Source organism: Rhodopseudomonas sp. WA056 (genome assembly GCF_010906995.1).
GTDB lineage: Bacteria > Pseudomonadota > Alphaproteobacteria > Rhizobiales > Xanthobacteraceae > Rhodopseudomonas > Rhodopseudomonas palustris_G.
Genome location: NZ_QPFS01000034.1, coordinates 1 through 19598 on the forward strand (window position 1 = coordinate 1; position 19598 = coordinate 19598).

Annotated in this window: 16 protein-coding genes and 1 pseudogene; 8 read left to right on the forward strand and 9 right to left on the reverse strand. The window is 65.6% G+C overall.

Translation table 11 applies throughout. The features are described 5' to 3' along the window. The 3 genes and pseudogenes from DU475_RS09265 to DU475_RS24585 all read right to left on the reverse strand — a co-directional run. The coding region (locus tag DU475_RS09265) for an ABC transporter ATP-binding protein (RefSeq protein ID WP_164631880.1) at nucleotides 1-960 on the reverse strand (960 nt) is incomplete at its 3' end. Next, complete coding sequence (locus DU475_RS24580; protein ID WP_502706845.1) at nucleotides 957-1271, reverse strand: oligopeptide/dipeptide ABC transporter ATP-binding protein; 315 nt, start codon at nucleotides 1269-1271, stop codon at nucleotides 957-959. The genes DU475_RS24580 and DU475_RS09265, both read right to left, overlap by 4 nt. 30 nt (nucleotides 1272-1301) lie before the next feature. After that, nucleotides 1302-1865, reverse strand: a pseudogene (locus tag DU475_RS24585) (ABC transporter ATP-binding protein); the annotation flags it as partial. 374 nt (nucleotides 1866-2239) lie between these two features. On the opposite strand from DU475_RS24585, the gene DU475_RS09275 reads away from it, so the two are divergent. The 4 genes from DU475_RS09275 to DU475_RS09290 all read left to right on the forward strand — a co-directional run bounded on the left by DU475_RS09275 (nucleotide 2240) and on the right by DU475_RS09290 (nucleotide 6274). After that, complete coding sequence (locus tag DU475_RS09275) at nucleotides 2240-3052, forward strand: GntR family transcriptional regulator (RefSeq protein ID WP_047309655.1); 813 nt, start codon at nucleotides 2240-2242, stop codon at nucleotides 3050-3052. Nucleotides 3053-3615: 563 nt separating this feature from the next. Beyond that, a complete protein-coding gene (locus DU475_RS09280; protein WP_012495068.1) occupies nucleotides 3616-3807 on the forward strand; it encodes a hypothetical protein in 192 nt (63 codons plus the stop codon). A 251-nt stretch (nucleotides 3808-4058) separates the two neighbouring features. Continuing rightward, entirely contained in the window at nucleotides 4059-4940 is an 882-nt protein-coding gene (locus tag DU475_RS09285) for a MetQ/NlpA family ABC transporter substrate-binding protein (protein ID WP_164631884.1), read from the forward strand. Beyond that, on the forward strand, nucleotides 4937-6274 hold the full coding sequence (locus DU475_RS09290) for a phenylacetate--CoA ligase family protein (RefSeq protein ID WP_047309653.1): 1338 nt from the start codon (nucleotides 4937-4939) through the stop codon (nucleotides 6272-6274). Before DU475_RS09285 ends, DU475_RS09290 begins: the two co-directional genes overlap by 4 nt. Nucleotides 6275-6614: 340 nt before the next feature. On the opposite strand, the gene DU475_RS09295 is transcribed toward DU475_RS09290, so the two are convergent. The 6 genes from DU475_RS09295 to DU475_RS09320 form a co-directional block, all read right to left on the reverse strand. Beyond that, nucleotides 6615-7388 (reverse strand): MetQ/NlpA family ABC transporter substrate-binding protein, encoded by a 774-nt coding sequence (locus DU475_RS09295; protein WP_164631886.1) that lies wholly within the window; start codon nucleotides 7386-7388, stop codon nucleotides 6615-6617. Between the two features lie 28 nt (nucleotides 7389-7416). Continuing rightward, the gene (locus tag DU475_RS09300; protein ID WP_013503747.1) at nucleotides 7417-8085 is read right to left on the reverse strand and encodes a methionine ABC transporter permease; all 669 of its coding nucleotides are present in this window, start codon (nucleotides 8083-8085) and stop codon (nucleotides 7417-7419) included. Next, nucleotides 8075-9181: a methionine ABC transporter ATP-binding protein gene (locus tag DU475_RS09305; RefSeq protein ID WP_164631888.1), complete on the reverse strand. Its 1107-nt coding sequence runs from the start codon at nucleotides 9179-9181 to the stop codon at nucleotides 8075-8077. Before DU475_RS09305 ends, DU475_RS09300 begins: the two co-directional genes overlap by 11 nt. 189 nt (nucleotides 9182-9370) lie before the next feature. Next, on the reverse strand, nucleotides 9371-10318 hold the full coding sequence (gene epsC, locus DU475_RS09310; protein WP_047309650.1) for a serine O-acetyltransferase EpsC: 948 nt from the start codon (nucleotides 10316-10318) through the stop codon (nucleotides 9371-9373). Between the two features lie 159 nt (nucleotides 10319-10477). Further along, nucleotides 10478-12457 carry a family 2A encapsulin nanocompartment cargo protein cysteine desulfurase gene (locus DU475_RS09315; RefSeq protein WP_047309649.1) on the reverse strand — a complete coding sequence of 660 codons (1980 nt, stop codon included), beginning with the start codon at nucleotides 12455-12457 and terminating at the stop codon, nucleotides 10478-10480. Then, a complete protein-coding gene (locus DU475_RS09320) occupies nucleotides 12444-13388 on the reverse strand; it encodes a family 2A encapsulin nanocompartment shell protein (protein WP_013503751.1) in 945 nt (314 codons plus the stop codon). Before DU475_RS09320 ends, DU475_RS09315 begins: the two co-directional genes overlap by 14 nt. A 537-nt stretch (nucleotides 13389-13925) precedes the next feature. Between DU475_RS09320 and DU475_RS09325 the strand changes: the two genes are divergently transcribed. From DU475_RS09325 to DU475_RS09340, 4 genes are all read left to right on the forward strand, one after another. After that, nucleotides 13926-14324, forward strand: a complete 399-nt coding sequence (locus DU475_RS09325; RefSeq protein ID WP_164631890.1) for a hypothetical protein — start codon at nucleotides 13926-13928, stop codon at nucleotides 14322-14324. Nucleotides 14325-14421: 97 nt separating this feature from the next. After that, nucleotides 14422-14817 (forward strand): FixH family protein, encoded by a 396-nt coding sequence (locus DU475_RS09330; RefSeq protein ID WP_013503753.1) that lies wholly within the window; start codon nucleotides 14422-14424, stop codon nucleotides 14815-14817. Nucleotides 14818-14904: 87 nt separating this feature from the next. Next, nucleotides 14905-16299 carry an efflux RND transporter periplasmic adaptor subunit gene (locus DU475_RS09335; protein ID WP_164631892.1) on the forward strand — a complete coding sequence of 465 codons (1395 nt, stop codon included), beginning with the start codon at nucleotides 14905-14907 and terminating at the stop codon, nucleotides 16297-16299. Then, nucleotides 16296-19454 (forward strand): efflux RND transporter permease subunit, encoded by a 3159-nt coding sequence (locus DU475_RS09340; RefSeq protein WP_164631893.1) that lies wholly within the window; start codon nucleotides 16296-16298, stop codon nucleotides 19452-19454. The genes DU475_RS09335 and DU475_RS09340 overlap by 4 nt, the downstream gene beginning before the upstream one ends. Nucleotides 19455-19598: the final 144 nt, after the last annotated feature.

The window sequence follows — 19598 nt, forward strand, 5'->3', positions numbered from 1 at the left end:
GACGCGGTGCCCCGGCCTGCCCTCGGGCCACGCCGGCCCTTCGGCGGCGCAACGCTCCTGCACCGAGGGGCAGCGGGTGCGAAACCGGCAGCCGGATGGCGGCGCCACCGGACTCGGAATCTCGCCTTCGAGAATGATGCGGCGGTCGACCCGCAGATGTGAAGGCAGCGGGATCGGCTCGGCCGACAGCAGCGCGCGCGTGTAGGGATGCAGCGGATGCTCGATCACATCTTCGGCGGGGCCGAGCTCCATCAGCTTGCCGAGATAGGTAACGGCGATCCGGTCGGAGATGTGCGACACCACCGAGATATCGTGGGTGATGAACACGTAAGTGAGACCGAACTCGCGCTGCAGATCGGCGAACAGGTTGAGCACGTCGCCGCGGATCGAGACGTCGAGCGCCGCCACCACCTCGTCGCAGACGATCACCTTGGGGCGCAGCGTCAGCACCCGCGCGATGTTGACGCGCTGTTTCTGTCCGCCGGAGAGCTGATGCGGATAGCGATCGGCAACTTCGGGAGACAGACCAACCCGCTCCAGCGCAGCGACGCCGCGGCGGCGGCGTGACGCCGCATCGCCCTCGCCGACGATCTCCAGCGGCTCCATGACGCTGTCGATGATGGTCATCCGCGGGTTGAGCGCCGCATTGGGATCCTGAAACACGATCTGGTAGTCGCGGCGATGCTTGCGGAACGCTTTGGCGCCGAGCGCGGCGGGATCGACGCCCTGATGCAGGATCTGCCCTTCTGTGGGCTTCAGCAGCGACACCAAAGCGCGTCCCAGCGTGGTCTTGCCCGATCCGGATTCGCCGATGATGCCGAAGGTCTCGCTGGTGCGAACCTCGAAGTCCATGCCGTCGACGGCCTTGACGGTGTCGTGGCCGTCGCGAGTCGGAAACAGGATGCGCAGATCGCGCACCGCGATGATCTCGCTCGGATCGGCCGGGGCTGAATGTGTCAATTCACCGCTCCCGGCAAAGCCAACTCGGTCGCGCGCCAGCAGCGAGCGCCATGGCCAGCATCGACCTCGACCATCGCCTGCTCGCGCTCGCAGCCGACCGCCGCATGGGCGCAGCGCGCGCGAAAGCGGCAGCCGGCCGGCATCGCATTCGGCGACGGCACCCGACCGGGAATCGACGACAGCACGCCGCGTCGGGCGCTGAGCCCAGGCAACGAACGCAGCAGGCCTGACGTGTAAGGATGGCGCGGCCGCGTCAGCACGTCGTCGACCGGCGCATCTTCGACGACTTCGCCGGCATACATCGTGATCATCCGGGTGCAGGTTTCGGCGACGACACCGAGATCATGGGTGATGAAGATCAGCGCAGTGCCGGTTCGCTCGCTCAGCGACCGCAACAGGTCGGTGATCTGCGCCTGTACGGTGACGTCGAGCGCCGTGGTCGGCTCGTCCGCGATCAAAAGCTTCGGCTTGCAGATCAGCGCCATCGCGATCATCACGCGCTGCCGCATCCCGCCGGAGAGTTGGTGCGGATACTCGTCGCAGCGCCGCTCCGGCGCCGGAATGCCGACCTCGCGCAGCGCCTCGATCGCGCGGTCGCGGCCCTCGGCCCGGCTCACCGGAAAATGTACCCGATAGGCTTCGCTGATCTGATCGCCGACGGTGAACACCGGATCGAGCGCGCTCATCGGCTCCTGAAAGATCATCGCGATGTCGCGGCCGCGGACCGCCCGCATCCGCCGCGGCGACAACTTCAACAGGTCGACGCCGTCGAACATTATCTCGCCGCGCACCTGCGCGTTGTGCGCCGGCAGCAGCCGCAGCAGCGACAGACCCGTCACCGTCTTGCCGCAGCCGCTCTCGCCGACCAGGCCGACGCGCTCGCCGGGAGCGATCGAGAAGCCGACGTTGCGGGTGATCGGCAGCGAGCCGCCGGCGGTGGCGAAAGACAGCGACAGATCCCGCACCGCAAGAAGCGGCGCCGCGGCGACAGCCGGTACGGCTGCGCGATTCAATTCGACGGCATGACCGCGCGACATCACCGCGCCATCGCCCCGACATATCGAGTGCGGGTTCGCAACTGCGCGAACGTCATCGCCATGTCCTCCCTTGATCCGCCGCGTCAGCGTGCGGGCCGTCGCCTGTTGCGGCTTGTCGCCGGTCTCTGCCCGGCGTCGGCGCCATCATCAAAGGACACCGTTTGTCGATTGTCAACAATCGACTGTCACGCTACGAAGGGCCAGCAACGCGCGAGGCGCGTCACGGAGCCCGAGGAGACATCATGGCAGCGACCAACTATCGCAGGCCCCCGGCCGACGATGACGGCGCCCCGGTGGGCCGGTTCTCTCTGCGCACGCTGCCCGATCAGATCGCCGAAGAGCTCGGCGCGGATATCGTCTCCGGACGTCGTAAAGCGGGCGAACGTCTGGTCGAACTCGACCTCGCACGTGACTTCGGCGTCAGCCGCGGCCCGATCCGCGAAGCGATCCGGATTCTCGAGCGGCGCCGTCTGGTCGAGCTCAATCCGCGCCGCGGCGCTTACGTCAAACCGCTTTCGCTGAAATCCGTCGCCGACCTGTTCAACGTCCGCACCGCGCTGTCGATGCTGGCGGTGCGGACGATGGCGACCTCGCCGATCGAGAGCTTCGTTGATACTTTGGCACGGCGCTGCGATGAGCTGAATGCAGGTGTCGAGATCGACGATCCAATCAGCTTCGCGCGCACCACGACGCGCGCCGTGCGCACCATCGCGCGCGGCTCCGGCAACGAGCTGCTGGTCGAACTCCTCGCCGACCTCGCCAACCAGACGGTGTGGACGACGATCTGGAAATCACCGCTCGATTACCAGACCCGGAAAATCCGCCGGCACAGCGCCGACCTGATGGCGGCAACGCTGCGGGCGATCCGGCAACGCCGACCGAACGCAGCCGAGACGCACTATCGCGAACTGCTCGAAGGCGACCGCGATCGGGCGCTTGCGACGCTGTCGCGGATGCGCGGCGAAGCAATCGACTTCAGCGGGATCGCGCCGGCCGATGGTACTGGTATCCAAACGCGAACGACGCGGCAATCCGGGTCGATGGTACAGCCCTAGTTCGCGTAGACGCCTCCCGATTCGTGCTCGCACCGGGATCTGCCGTCGAGCGCAGCCGGGTGCCGATTTGCCGGCGTACAAGCAAGCCGCAACACAGCACAAGTTTCTCTCCAGTCGATCGCACAGACGCCGGCTTTTCCCCGTTCGCACGATCCGGCACCAAATCGATCTTATTTTTCCGCGCACGTTGACTTCACATCCGCGTTCGGCAGAGTTGGCTCGTCCGGTGTCCTTCGCAGGCACGGATCGCGGGATTTGACGGAGCAGCTTGCGCCGCGGGTTAATCGCTAAAGCGCCACGACACGGCTCGTGGGCTCCTTTATTGACGGAGATCGGCTCATGAACGCCAACATCTCGATCATTGCTGACTTAACTGCACCGCAATTCGGTACTCTGCCTGCGCTCGTCTCGGCCTCGCGCGGCGCGATCTCGTCGGGACGCGGACTCTCCCGCTCCGGCCTCTGTTGTAGCTGTCGAATGACCCTCGGCTGACGCCGACACCGTTTCGACACCACCGACATCATCAGAGATCAGAAGGCGCTGGCTTTGCCAGTGGGAGAGTCATGTCCGACGCTTACGTTATCGAAGTTCAAGCCCGCACCGCCGGCATCGTCGTCCGGGACGGACGCAAGTTCTGCTTCTTCGCCGCCCATCACGACTTCAACAGTCTGGAGCGCCGCTCGTTCGGCTCGCTGGTCGCCGCCCAGAAGGCCGCAACCCGCTGCTGGAAGGAAGGCCGTCCGCGGCTGCAATAGCCCGGAGCGGCGGCGTTTCTCAACCATATCCCAAACGGCTCGCCAAAGCCGCTTTCGCGACGTGATCGTCGCGGAGGCGCGGCTGGCACCATGAGCCGCGCCCACGACACAAATCTTCTGCGACGGCGCTGGACCGGGAAATGCCGATCTCGCTCCGTCGCGGATTTCGAAATGGCCGCCGGATCGGTCGGCCGATAGTTTCCCCGCAAACCACGACCAGCAAGATGGTCACGTATCGAGGTTGAATTCCCATGGTTCGTAAACTCGTTTTCGCCGCGGCAGCTTTCGCCGCGCTCACCGCCGCGGCTCCGGCCTACAGCACCGAAGTGGTCCGGATCGGCACCACCGCCGGTCCGTACGCCGAGATCCTGCGCTACGCCGGCGACCTCGCCGCCAAGCAGGGCATCGAGGTGAAGATCACCGAATTCACCGACTACACTGTGCCGAATGCGGCGCTGGCGCAGGACGATCTCGACATCAACAACTTCCAGCACCAACCCTATCTGGACAACCAGGTGGCACAGCGAGGCTACGATATCGTGTCGATCGCCAAGAGCATCATCGTGCCGATCGGGATCTATTCGAACAAGGTCAAGACGCTGGCCGATATCAAGGACGGCGCCAGTGCCGCAATCCCGAACGATCCGTCGAACGGCGCCCGGGCGTTGCAGCTGTTCGAGAAGGCCGGGCTGATCAAGCTGAAGCCGGGCATCGGCATCAAAGCGACGATCGCCGACATCGCCGAGAACCCCAGGCATCTGAAGATCGTCGAACTCGACGCCGCACAGCTGCCGCGCTCGCTGAACGACCTCGATTTCTCGGCAGTCAACCTCAACTACGCGCTGAGCGCCGGGCTTGATCCGAAGAGCGCGCTGCTGCTCGAAGGCGCCGACACCAACTGGAACCTGGTGTTCGCGGTCCGCGCCAAGAATAAGGACAACGCGACGCTGAAGAAGTTCGTCGAGATCTATCGCTCGCCGGAGGTCAAGGCCTTCACCGAAAAGCGCTTCAACGGCACATTCTCACCACTTGGTGAGACCGGCCGCCGTCGCAACGATCACCTGTTCATCCTTCCATCGATAGCGCGACCGGCCCCACGGCCGGTCGTCCGCATTCAGGACCACCGCACATGACCGCGACTTCCGACGAGCGCCCGTACTGGGACGCCAAGCTCGAGACCCAATCGCGCGCTGACTGGCACGCGCTGAAACTGTCGCTACTGAAAAAGCACGTCGCCCACGCCTATGCGGGCTCGCCGGCCTATCGCGCCGCGTTCGATGCCGCGAAGGTTTCGCCCGACCAGATCAAATCGCTGGGCGACATCCGCCGTTTCCCGTTCATCGACAAGCGCAGCTTGCGCGATCGCCAGCTTGCGGTGCCGCCGTTCGGCGACCTGGTCGCGGTGCCGGAGCGCGACATCGTCTATATCTCCGCGTCGTCCGGCTCGACCGGCGTCCCGACCGCCTCGCCGTTCACGCAATCCGACTTCGACGGCTGGATCGACTATGAGGCGCGGCAGTTCTGGTCGTCCGGAATGCGGCCGACCGATCGCTACGTGCATTCGCTGAACTTCTCGCTGTTCATCGGCGGGCCGTGCGTGCTCGGCGCGCAGAAGCTCGGCGCGCTGACGATCCACGCCGGCACCATTCCGTCCGACCGGCTGCTGCAGATCCTTCGCCAGTTCCAGGCCACGGTGATCTGGACCACACCGTCTTACGCCTGGTACCTCGGCGAGACCGCGATCAAAGAAGGCTACGACCTGCGCAAGGACCTGGCCGTGCGCCGGATCTTCGTCGCCGGCGAGCCCGGCGGCTCGATCCGGGAGACCCGCGACCGCATCGAGCAGCTGTGGGGCGCCTCGGTGTATGATTACTACGGTCTGTCCGACATCTTCGGCTCTTGCGCCGGGATGTGCGAGCAAAAGGATGGCCTGCACTGGGCCGAGGATCACATCCTGGTCGAAGTGATCGATCCCGACAGCGGCGAGCCGGTGAAGCCGGGAGACCGCGGCGAAATGGTGCTGACCACGCTGCAGAAAACAGCGCGGCCGATGATCCGTTTCCGCACCGGCGACATCGTCAGCTTCAATCCGGAGCCGTGCCGCTGCGGCCGCACCGCGATCCGGCTCAACGGTGTCCACGGCCGACGCGACGACATGCTGATCATCAAGGGCGTCAACCTGTTCCCGAGCGACGTCGAAGCCGTAGCGCGGCAGGATCATGAGCTGACCGGCGAATATCGTCTGGTGGTCGACCGGATCAATCACCTCGACCGTCTCACCGTCGAGGTCGAGCACATCCACGGCTACAACGGCGAGACTCACACGCTCGCCGACCGATTCGAACGCAAGCTCAAGGCCATCACCGGCGTCTCGGCCGCAGTCTCGGTGCTGAAGCCCGACACCCTGCCGCGCGGCACGCACAAGGCCAAGCGGGTCGAGGACCGGCGCAGCGGGGTGTGGAGCTGAGGAAGAAGACGGAGGAACAGGCGGCGGAGCGTCAGCGTTCCGCCGCACCTCTCCGAACCGTCATTGCGAGGAGGCAAAGCCGACGAAGCCATCCAGCTCCGTACACGAGGTTTTGTGGATTGCTTCGCTGCGCTCGTAATGACGGGGAGAGGACGTGATTGACCAGCGAAGCAGGCGCGCGTACCGATCGCTGCCGTCATCGCCCGCGAAAGCGGGCGATCCAGTATTCCAGGGAATCATTGGCGAAACGGACCGCGCTAGAATAGCTGAAGTACTTGAATACTAGATCCCCCGCATGCGCGGGGGATGACGTTTGTGTGTGGAGCCTAGTCGCTTCGCCTCACCACGCCGGGATATAAGTCCCCTTGAACCGGGTTTCGATGAACTTCTTGACCGGCCCCGAGTGATAGGCGTCGATCAGTTGCTTGACCCAGGGCTTGCCCTTGTCTTCTTCGCGCACCGCGATGATGTTGACCCAGGGGCCTTCGACGTTCTCACGGGCGAGTGCATCCTTGGACGGATCGAGGCCGGCCTGCACCGCGTAGTTGTTGTTGATGGAGACCAGATCGACGTCCTGCAACGAGCGCGGCAGCTGGGCGGCGTCGAGTTCGACGAATTTCAGCTTCTTCGGATTGTCGATGATGTCGGCGACCGTCGCGGTGGCGCCGACGCCCTCCTTCAGCTTGATCAGGCCGTGCAGCGCCAGGATCTGTAGGCCACGCGCGCCGTTGGACGGATCGTTGGCGATCGCCACAGTAGCGCCCGGCTTCAGATCGGCGAGCGCCTTGACCTTGACCGAATACACGCCCTGCGGCGACGCGATGGTGTTGGCGACCTTGACGATGGTCCAACCGGTCTTGGCGACCTGCGCTTTCAGATACGGCTCGTGCTGAAACGAATTGGCCTCCAGCTCCTTCTGCGCCAGTGCCTGGTTCGGCACCACGTAGTCGGTGAACTCGACCGGCTTGATGTCAAGGCCGCGCTCGGCGGCGACCTTCTTGACCACGTCGAGGATCTCGGCGTGCGGACCGGCGGTGACGCCGACCCGGATGGTCTCGGCATGGGCGGCGCCGGCGAAGGCCAGCGCGATCAGGGAAACGGCAAGACGGCGCATTGAGAAGCTCCTGGTCGAGACATGGAAATCAGTGCCGGCGGATGCGGCGCTTATCGAGCTTGCGCGCCAGCGTGTCGCCGAGCGTCTGCACGCCCTGCACCAGCGCGATCAGCACCAGCACCACGGTCAGCATCACCTCCGGCATGAAGCGCTGATAGCCGTATCGGATGCCGAGATCGCCGAGACCACCGCCGCCGACGGCACCGACCATCGCCGAATAGCCGAGCAGGCTGACGATGGTGAGCGTCAGCGCCATCGTCACCGCCGGCATCGCTTCGGGCAACAGCACCTTGCGGACGATCTGAAGCGGGCTGGCGCCGAACGCACGCGCCGCTTCGATCAGGCCGTGATCGACCTCGCGGATCGCCGCTTCGATGACGCGGGCAATAAACGGGATCGCAGCGATCGTCAGCGGCACGGTCGCCGCCGCGGTGCCGATCGAAGTGCCGGCGATTAGCCGGGTCAGCGGCACGATCGCCACCACCAGGATGATGAACGGCGTCGAACGCGTCGCATTGACGACGACGCCGATCAGGCGATTGGCGATCGGTGCGGCGAACAGCTCACCGGTTTGAGAAGTGGCGAGGAAGATGCCGAGCGGCAGGCCGATCAGCGTGCCGAACAACCCCGCCAACCCGACCATGTAGAGGGTGTCGAGCGTCGATGACGCGATCATGCGAATGAGTTCAGGCGACATAGCCGAGCTGCTCCACCAGGTTGTTGCCGGCCGACAGTTGCGCGATCACCTGGCGCAGCACCTCGGGCGCGGCGTCGAGCGACACAATCAGCGTGCCGAACGGATGGCCGGCGATCATCTCGACCTGCCCCGACAGAATGTTGAGATTGACGCCGAGGTCGCGCGACACCCGCGACAGCAGCGGCTGGTTGGCGTCGCTGCCCTTGAAGGTGATGCGCAGCACCGCCTGACCGCCCGGCGGCTGCTGCGGCTGCAGCTTTTCCAAGAGCCAATCCGGCGCGCCGCTGCCGGTCACCGACGAGACGAACCGCCGCGTCACCTCATGGCGCGGGGTGGCGAACACGTCGAAGGTCGCGCCGTCCTCGACGATGCGGCCGCCTTCGATCACCGCAACGCGGTCGGCCAGCGCCTTCACCACCGCCATCTCGTGGGTGATGAACAGGATAGTAAGATGCAGATCGCGATTGATCTGTTTGAGCAGTTCGAGGATCTGATCGGTGGTTTCCGGATCGAGCGCCGATGTGGCTTCGTCCGACAGCAGCACCGACGGCTCGGTGGCGAGTGCGCGGGCAATGCCGACGCGCTGCTTCTGACCGCCGGACAGCTCCGCCGGATAGCGGTCGCGCTTGTCGGCGAGCCCGACCATGTCCAAGAGCGGCAGCACGCGCTTTTCGATCTCAGCTTTCGGCGTGCCGGCGATCTCGAGCGGCAGTGCGACATTGCCGTAGGCGGTGCGCGACGACAGCAGGTTGAAATGCTGAAACACCATGCCGATCGAGCGCCGCGCGGTGCGCAGATCGCGTTCGGACAGCGCGGTGATTTCGACGCCGTTGACGACGACGCGGCCGCTCGACGGCTTGTCCAGCCCGTTGATCAGCCGGATCAGCGTCGACTTGCCGGCGCCGCTGCGGCCGATCACGCCGAGGATGGAGCCTTTCGGAACGGTCAGGCTGATATCGTCGAGGGCGACGACTTCGGCGCTGCTCTTCCGTGCCGAATACACCTTGCGGACACGGTCGATCAGGATACCGGTGGTCGGCTGCGTCGATACGAAGGCGGGGCGCTCTCCCGCGGGCGGTTGCCAGGGAGCATTCATGATGGGCTCGTTCATCGATTCCAGGTGACCGCCCGCGTGGCGGCGTTCCCTATCGACTACCGGCCGGCCTCCCGCATCGCAATGCCTGGAGAATAAAAACAACGTGGCCGTCGCACTGACAGCAAATCGCGACCAATATCTGACCCGAAAGCGCCAAACGGGAGAAAATTCTTTCGCAGGCTTGCCAGCTCAGATACCGCCACCGTCCTCGAAGGCGTCATAGCGCGCCTTGGCCTGGGTGATGACGCTGTTCGGCGGCACATCGCGCGTCAGCCAGACGCCGCCGCCAACCTGTGAGCCCTGCCCGATCGTCACCCGCCCGAGCACCGTGGCGCCGGCATAGATCACGACCTCGTCCTCGATGATCGGATGACGGTCGCCGCCTTTGACGATGCGGCCGTGCTCGTCGGTCTCGAACCGCTTGGCCCCGAGCGTGACCGCCTGATACAGCCGCACCCGCTTGCCGATCCGCGCGGTCTCGCCGATCACGACGCCGGTGCCGTGATCGATGAAGAAGCTCTCGCCGATGGTCGCGCCGGGATGGATGTCGATGCCGGTCTGCGCATGGGCGATCTCCGCGACGATCCGCGCCAGCATCGGCACCCCGAGCACGTACAGCCGGTGCGCGATGCGATGCCGGATCATCGCGGCGACACCCGGATAGCAGAATACGACTTCGTCCAGGCTCTTCGCTGCCGGATCGCCATCGAACGCGGCGCGGATATCGCTGTCGAGCAGCGCGCGGATGCGCGGCAGGTCATGGGCGAAATCCGCCGCGATGGTCAGCGCCTGCTGTTCGATCTCGCCGGGCTTGGCGGCGCCGTCGAGATCGGCAAGGCGCAGTTCGCGGCCGACCTCGCGGCGCAGCCGGCGCAGCACCTGCTCGATGGTGTCGGCGACAAAGATGTCGAGAGTGTCTTCCGACAGCCCCGCCGGCCCGAAGTGACGCGGATACAGCGCCGCCACCAAAGCATCGACGATACCGGCTACCGCTTCGCGCGACGGCAATTCCGGCAGCGATCGGCTGCGATAGCGCCGCCGCTGGGAGATGGCGCGGAGCCCTGCGAGTTCGGCGACGATTTCGCCGAGGTCCCATGCTGGCTCAGTGACGACACGGGGCTCGGCGGATTGCGACATGCGGGCGGCTCCGGTGAGTTGGCCTTACAGCGTTCAGTGACAATCTCTCCCCGTCATTGGTAGCCGAAGGCGAAGCAATCCAGCTCAGTGCACGAAGCTGGCTAGCTTCGCCGCTTCGCTCCTCGCAATGACGACATCCTCACACGCGACATCTTCCCATCAGCTCCCGCGCACACCTCGCCCACTCTGCAGTCGCCGCAACGCGTCGACCAGCGCGTCGATGTCGTCATGGGTGTTGTAGAGAGCGAGCGACGGCCGCACCGTGCTTTCCAGCCCGAACCGGCGCAGGATCGGCTGGGCGCAATGATGGCCGGCGCGCACCGCGATACCTTCGCGATCGAGCGCCTTGCCGACATCCTCGCTGCGGCAGCCGTCGAGCACGAACGACAGGATGCCTGCCTTCTCGCGCGCGGTGCCGATCAGCTTGAGGCCCGGCACCGTCAGCAGATGCTCGGTGCCATAGGCGAGCAACTCGTGCTCATGCGCCGCGATGTTGGCCATGCCAATGCGAGTCAAGTAATCGATCGCCGCGCCAAGACCGACCGCATCGGCGATATTGCCGGTGCCGGCTTCGAACCGATCCGGCGGCCCCTGGAAGATCGTCTTCTCGAAGGTGACGTCGGCGATCATGTTGCCGCCGCCCTGCCACGGTGGCATCGCTTCGACGACATCGGCCTTGCCGTACAGCACGCCGATGCCGGTCGGCGCGAACATCTTGTGACCGGAGAAGGCGTAGAAATCGACATCCAGCGCCTGGACGTCGACCGGCATGTGGCAGACGCCTTGGGCACCGTCGACCAGCACCTTGGCGCCATGGCGATGCGCCAACGCGGTCATCTCCGCGACCGGGGTGACTGTGCCGAGCGCGTTGGAGACTTGCGTGAACGCGACGATCTTGGTCTTCGGCCCGAGCAGCTTTTCGTATTCGTCGAGCAGGATCTGGCCGTGATCGTCGACCGGCGCGACGCGCAAGCGCGCGCCTTTCTCGGCGGCGAGTTGCTGCCACGGCACGATGTTGGCGTGGTGCTCGAGATGCGACACCACGATCTCGTCGCCTTCGCCGACATTGCGGCGGCCCCAGGCCTGCGCCACGAGGTTGATCGCCTCGGTGGCGCCGCGCACGAACACGATATCCTTCACCGAGGGCGCGTTGATGAAGCCGCGCACCTTGTCGCGGGCCGCCTCATAGGCATCGGTCGACCGTGCCGCCAGCGTGTGGGCGGCACGATGGATGTTGGAGTTCTCGTGCGTGTAGAACTGCACCAACCGATCGATCACGCATTGCGGCTTCTGCGTTGTGGCGCCGTTGTCGAGCCACACCAGCGGCCGACCGTTGACGGTCTCGCGCAGGATCGGGAAATCACGCTTGAAGACGTTGGCGTCGAACGGCCGCGCGCCGGACAGATCGAGCACATGCACGTCGGGGCGATGCTGCGGCGCCAGCCCGGTGAGGTCGAAGGTATCGACACGGGGCGGCGCGGCTGATGCCGGCGTCGCATGGGCCAGGGCCGGATTGTCGGCGAGAAAATACAGCGGAGCTGCCGTCGCCGCAGCGTTGGCCCCGAATGACCCCGCGCTCGGCAATACGCTGCGCGGCACGAAGCTGCGGGATTCGTCGAGCCGGCCTGGTAGCGCGGCCAGATCAGTATCGCGCGGAAACACAGGCTGCACCGCCGGTGCAGACGGAGGCGGCGGCGCCACAGGCGGAGCCGCGAGCGGCACCTTAAGCTCCTGCGGCAACGAGCCAACCGCCGTGGTCGGCTCCGGCGCCAGATTAGGATCGAGCGCGAAGATCGGTGCCGACGGCCGCGCCGCGCCCACGGTGGGGATCGGCGAGGCCGCGCCGGGATTGTGGTTCGGCTTATAGGAGGGCGATAGCGCCGGCGTGCCTGGAATCGCATTGTGCAGCGGCTCGGCGGCAAACAGTGGCGCCGAGCCGAGCGCGGCGCCGGGCTCCGGCACCGCCCCGGTCGGCAACGCCGAGAAGAACGCGTTGGCCAGCCGCGCGATCGAGGCGACATCCGGTGCACCGACCGCTGCGGCGGACGCCTGCTCCAGCGACGCCGGATGCGGCAGCGCTCCGCCTTGCGGCAGAGCCGCCGAGCCCGGATGCGGCAGGGTCGGCTCAGGCGTACTCATGATACGTACCGACCTCGACGTCATCGAGCACACCGAGCGCGTCCTCGGTCAGCACCGCCAGCGAGCAGTACAGCGAGATCAGATACGAGGCGATCGCCTTGCGGTTGATGCCCATGAACCGCACCGACAGGCTCGGCGCCACTTCGCCGGGTACGCCGGGCTGGAACAGACCGACCACGCCCTGCTTCTTCTCGCCGGTGCGCAGCAGCAGGATCTTGGTGCGGCCGGCTTCGTCGAACGGCACCTTGTCGGACGGCACCAGCGGCAGCCCGCGCCAGGTGAGGAACGGCGAGCCGAACATATTGATGGTCGGCGGCGGCACACCGCGGCGGGTGCACTCGCGACCGAACGCCGCGATGGCGCGCGGATGCGCCAGGAAGAACGCCGGCTCCTTCCAGACCTTGGTGATCAGCTCATCGAGATCGTCCGGGGTCGGCGGGCCCTTCCGGGTCGAAATCCGCTGCGACGGCGCGGTGTTGGCGAGCAGGCCATATTCGGCGTTGTTGATCAGTTCGCCTTCCTGCCGCTCCTTGACCTTCTCGATCAGCAGCCGGAGTTGCTCCTGGATCTGATCGAACGGATGGCTGTAGAGGTCGGAGACGCGGGTCTGGACGTCCAGCACGGTCGTCACCGCATTGAGGAAGTACTCGCGCGGATGCTCCTCGTAGTCGACGAAGGTCTCCGGCAGATCCGGATCGCGGTCGCGCCGCGGGCTGCACTCGACGTCGAACGAAGCAGATGCGGTCGCGCCGCGCGTTTCCTTGACGCGATTGAGACGGAAGATACCAGCCTCGACCGGCGTCCATTGCAACAGCGGTACCAGCCAACGCGGGGAGATGCCTCCCCATTGCGCACGGGTCTTAGTCGCGTTGGCGAGTTGGCGCGCTGCGCCTTCAGCGAGCGTCCTGCGAACTTCGGTATCTTCAGTCATGAATCACTACCCTCGGCGCCGCGGCACCTAAGTGCCGGCGCGTCGCTCAAATGGACCACCTTTGCGGAATAGGAGAAGATTTGATCTGTGTCCATGTCAGCGATCTGTCGCGGGACATGCAACTAATAGAATAGATTTCTACTAACAGATGCACTCAACTCATTGCTGTCGATTCAGCCCAGGCGATTAGCAGTGCATTTTCTCGAAGGCTGCCGCCGAAGAATGAGTTCCTTCGCGCCACGAGAATAATTCTTTAGATGGATGTGGAATTGTGTCCCGGCGGCCACTGCAGGGCCGGCAGTAGGCGCCGGACCGGTGCACCGCACCAGGAAGGGCTCGATGCGGCGCCCGGCGCGCGCCCAACCCTTGGCGGATGACGAAACGGCACCCTTGCGCCTGGATACCCTGCAGGGGTATAATCAAATCGAGACCGTTGCACCTTCCATAAGCGTCGGTCTTGAAATTGGCGCGTGACAGGTCTTACCTCTGGCGTCGTGCTATCGGATCACCGATAGCCCTTGGCGAGCTGAAAGCGGGATGCGACTGTTCCGGACGATCTTGGCGTTGATGATGGCGTTGTCGCTGGCGGCTTTGCCGGTCGGCTCGGCGTCGGCCGTCATGCTGCCTACCGGACCGGCGGAAGCCGCGCAGCACGTCCAGCACCACAAGCATCACGCTGGCACCCACGCCGCCGCAGCCGTCGAATCCTGCCACGGCGCCACCGCCGATGCGGCGCCAGTAACGCCCTCCCTGCCGAAACATCCGGCCAAGTGCCCGCTCGGGTTCTGCTGCGTCGGCGCCTCGGTCGGCTTCTCGCCGGTTGCTACGGTGCCGGTGAAATTCATCGCCCGACGCACCAGCACGGAGTTCCCGCCGCCCGACCTGTTCGTGCCGGACCACGCCGGCAGCCCGCCGTTCCGGCCTCCTCGCGTCTGATCTCCTGCTGACGAACCGCGCGAGCGTTTCGCCCGCGCCGATAGCTGCTGCGTGCCGTTCGGCCGCGGCACGAGATCAGACACGTTTGGAGATCATGATGACTGCGAAATTCTGCACCGCCGCGGCCTGCGCCGCCGCGCTCACCCTGTTTGCGACCGCCGCAATGGCCGGCGCGGGTGACTACGCGTTCGAGCCGACGACACCCGAGATGAAGAAGGGTGACGACGTCACCGTTGCCATCCGCCTCGTCCACAAGACCACCGGCAAACCGGTGGAAGGCGCGGTGATCTTCAAGACCCGCGTCGACATGGCACCCGACAACATGGCCGACATGGTGTCGCCGGTGACGGCGCTGCCGTCGCCAGAACCCGGCGTGTACGCCTTCAAGACCGACCTGCCGATGGCCGGCCGCTACCAGATCACGCTGTCGGCGAAGGTCCAGGGCGAGCCCGAGACCGTCACCGGCAAAGTGATCGTCAAGGCGTTCAAGTAGGCCAGCGCGGCGCCGCAGCCGCGGCGCCGCCGTCCTTCCTATCTCCCGAATTCGGATGCGCCCTCGCGGCGCGCGACGGTGCACGTCATGACCAACCTGCGCTCACCCTCCCTGCTGTTTCTGATCGGACTCTGTCTCGCGTCGCCTGCCGCGGCTGACGAGCGGTCGCCGCTGTACTACCGCGATCCATCCGGCGCACCGCGCTGGTCGGCAGTGCCGAAGGCCGACACCCAGGGCCGCGCTTTTCTGCCGGTCTACGAAGCGGACGAACCTTCGGTGCAGCCGGCGCCGAAGCCCGCGCCCGATCCCACCCGCAAGATCCTGTACTACCGCAATCCAATGGGGCTGCCCGACATCTCCAAGGTGCCGAAGAAGGACTCGATGGGGATGGACTACGTTCCCGTCTATGAGGGCGAGGACAGTACCGATGGCACGGTGAAGCTGTCGCCCGGCAAGATCCAGCGCAGCGGCGTCAAATCCGAGCCGGCCGGACGCCGTGCGCTCCACGTGCTGGTGAAGGCTCCGGGCGTGATCCAGCTCGACGAGCGCCGCGTTTCGGTGATCGCGATGCGCAGCGAGAGCTTCATCGAGAAGATCGCCGACGTCACCACCGGCAGCTTCGTCAAGGCCGGTCAGCCGCTGATGCAGATCTACAGCTCGGCAATCGCTTCGGCCGCCGCGGAATATCTCTCGACCATCAACTCGAAGACCACCGGCACGATCGAGGCGTTCGGCCGCGGCTCGCGGCAGCGGCTGGCCAATCTCGACGTACCCGAGGAGACCATCGCCGAAATGGATCGAACGCGGACCGCCCCTGTGCGCGTGCAGTGGCGTGCGCCACGCGACGGCATCGTCCTGGAGCGCAACGCCAGCGAGGGCATGCGCGCCAATGTCGGCGACGTGCTGTTCCGGATCGCCGATATCTCGACGGTGTGGGCGCTGATCGACGTCGCCGAAAGCGATCTCGGGGGACTGTCGGTCGGCCAGAAGGTGACGATCCGGGCGCGCGCCTTCCCGGATCGGGCGCTGTCCGGAACGATCACGGTGATCTATCCGCAGGTCAATCGCGACACTCGTACAACGAGGCTACGGGTCGAGCTAGCCAATCCGGACCTGAAGCTGCTGCCGGACATGTATGTCGATGCCGAAATCGACACCGCTGGCGGCTCGCCGGTGCTGACGATTCCGACCTCGGCGGTGCTCGACAGCGGCAGCCGCCGCATCGTGCTGATCGACAAAGGTGATGGCCGGTTCGAGCCGCGCGCCGTGACGCTCGGACGACGCGGCGACGGCATCGTCGAGATCAAACATGGGGTCGACGAAGGCGAAGCGGTGGTCACCTCCGCCAACTTCCTGATCGATGCCGAGAGCAACCTGAAGGCGGCGCTGAAGGGCTTTGCCGAAGCATCAAATGCACCCGCCGCTGAGCAGCCCGCGTCGTCCCACAATCACGCTCACGACCACGCCGGAGCCCAGCCATGATCGCCCGCATCATCGCCTGGTCGGCGCGCAATCTGCTGCTGGTGCTGTTCGGCACCGGCTTCGCCGCAGCAGCGGGCCTGTACGCCCTGCTGCATCTACCGCTCGACGCCATTCCGGATCTCTCCGACACCCAGGTCGTCGTCTACACCGAATATCCCGGGCAGGCGCCGCAGGTGATCGAGGATCAGGTCACCTATCCGCTGACCACCGCGATGCTGACAGTACCGAAGTCGAAGGTGGTGCGCGGCTTCTCGTTCTTCGGCGTGTCGTTCGTCTATGTGATCTTCGAGGATGGCACTGACATCTATTGGGCGCGGTCGCGGGTGCTGGAATTCATCAACGGCGCCGCCTCACGCCTGCCGGCCGGGGTGGCACCGAGCATCGGCCCTGACGCCACCGGCGTCGGTTGGGTCTATCAATATGCGGTGATGTCCAAGGAGCTGAACCTCGCCGACACCCGCTCGATCCAGGATTGGAATCTGCGGTTTGCGCTCGCCAAGGCCGAAGGCGTCGCAGAGGTCGCCAGCATCGGCGGCTTCGTCAAGCAGTACAACGTGGTGCTCGATCCGCAGCGGATGCGCGACCGCGGCATCACCATGGCGCGGATGCGCGAGGCGATCCGCGCCTCGAACGCCGATGTCGGCGGCCGCACCGTCGAACTGTCGGAGTTCGAATACGTCATCCGCGGCAAAGGCTACATCAAGGACATCAACGACCTCGGCAACATCGTGCTGAAGGCCAGCGGCGGCACACCGGTGCTGCTGAAAGACGTCGCACGTGTCGAGCTCGGCCCCGATGAGCGCCGCGGCATCGCCGAGCTCAACGGCGAAGGCGAAGTCGCCAGCGGCATCGTGCTGCAGCGCTTCGGCGTCAACGCGCTCGATGTGATCGAGCACGTCAAGAAACGCTTCCAGGAGATCGCCAGCAGCCTGCCGAAATCGGTCGAGATCGTGCCGGTGTATGACCGCTCGACGCTGATCTACAGCGCGATCGACACGCTGAAGCACACCCTGCTCGAAGAGAGCCTGGTGGTCGCCGCGGTGTGCATCATCTTCCTCCTGCACGTCCGCAGCGCGCTGGTGGCGATCCTGATGCTGCCGATCGGCGTGCTGATGGCCTTCGCCGCAATGAAGCTGCTCGGCCTCGGCTCCAACATCATGAGCCTCGGCGGCATCGCGATCGCGATCGGCGCCATGGTCGACGCCGCGATCGTGATGATCGAGAACGCCCACAAGCACCTGGAGCGCGCCGAGCCGGGCAAGTCTCGCGTCGCGATCCTGATCGAGGCCGCCTCCGAGGTCGGGCCTGCGCTGTTCTTCAGCCTCTTGATCATCACCGTGTCGTTCCTGCCGATCTTCACGCTCGAATCGCAGGAAGGGCGGCTGTTCGGGCCGCTCGCCTTCACCAAGACGTTCGCGATGGCGGCGGCCGCGCTGCTGTCGGTGACGCTGGTGCCGGCGCTGATGGTGATCTTCGTCCGCGGCAGGATCGTGCCGGAGCACCGCAACGTCATCAACCGCACGATGATCTGGGTCTATCGACCGGTGATCCGCGGCGTGCTGCGCGCCAAGACCCTGGTGATCGTGCTGGCGCTGGTGGTGCTCGGCGTCTCGATCTGGCCGGCGCGACAGCTCGGCACCGAGTTCATGCCGTCGCTCGACGAAGGCACGCTGCTCTATATGCCGACCACCCTGCCCGGCCTGTCGATCACCAAGGCGGCCGAACTGTTGCAAATCCAGGACCGCATCATCCGCGGCTTCCCAGAGGTCGCCTCCGTGTACGGCAAGGCCGGCCGCGCCTCGACCGCGACCGACCCGGCGCCGACCGAAATGTTCGAGACGGTGATCAATCTCAAGCCGAAGTCGGAATGGCGACAGGGCCTGACCACGGACGGGCTGATCGCCGAGATGGACAAGGCACTGCAATTCCCCGGCGTCTCCAACGCCTGGACGATGCCGATCAAGGCGCGGATCGACATGCTGTCGACCGGCATCCGCACGCCGGTGGGTGTCAAAGTGATCGGTACCGATCTGGTCGAGATCGACCGCCTCGCCAAACAGGTCGAGCAGGTGGTGAAGACCGTCCCCGGTACCTCCTCGGCCTATGCCGAACGCACCATCGGCGGCTACTACCTGGAGATCGTCCCGGACCGCACGTCGCTGGCGCGCTATGGGCTCGCGATCCAGGACGTGCAGGACACCATCGCCACCGCACTCGGCGGCCAGACCGTGACCACGACGGTGGAAGGCCGCCAGCGCTTCACCGTCAACATGCGCTATCCGCGTGAGCTGCGCGACGATCCGCAAGGAATCGCCCGCGATGTGCTGGTGCCGCTGCCGACCGGCGGCGCCGTGCCGCTCGGCGAGGTGGCGACGGTGCAGCCGGCGCGCGGCCCGAGCTCGATCCGCACCGAGAACGGCCAGCTCGCGACCTATATCTATGTCGATATCCGCGACCGCGACCTCGGCGGCTACGTCGCCGACGCCAAGCAGGCGGTGCAGGCCGGCGTCAGCTTCCCGCCCGGCGCCTACGTGACCTGGAGCGGCCAGTACGAGTATCTCGAACGCGCCGCAGCTCGGCTGAAGGTCGTGGTGCCGCTGACGCTCGCGATCATCTTCCTGCTGCTGTACCTGAACTTCAAATCGTTGACCGAAACGCTGATCGTGATGCTGTCGCTACCGTTCGCGCTGGTCGGCGGTTTGTGGATGATCTGGGCGCTCGGCTTCAACCTCTCGGTCGCGGTGGTGGTCGGCTTCATCGCGCTCGCCGGGGTCGCCGCCGAAACCGGCGTGGTGATGCTGATCTATCTCGATCACGCGCTGGCCGCCGCGAAGGTCAGATGCGCGGCCGAGGGCCGGCCACTGACGCGGCGCGACTTGCAGGATGCGATCATGGAAGGCGCGGTCGAGCGGGTCCGACCGAAGATGATGACCGTGGTGGCGATCACGGCCGGTCTAATGCCGATCCTGTGGAGCAGCGGCACTGGCTCCGAGATCATGCAGCGGATCGCGGTGCCGATGATCGGCGGCATGGTGTCGTCGACGCTGCTGACGCTGATCGTGATCCCGGCGATCTACGGCCTGGTCGAGGGCTTCAAACTCACCCGTGCGGCCAGGCGGCGAGCCGCGGGCGCAATGCTGGTGTCTGGAGGGTGATCCTGCGGCCCAACGGTGCGGTTGATCCGGAACTGGTGATATCAGGTGGGCGGAGAAGGGACAGGACCATGGCTGTTCCCTGGCCGACAACGAGCTGACCGAGCTACGCGAAAGTGGAGCGGCACGGCACATGCCGCTCCACTG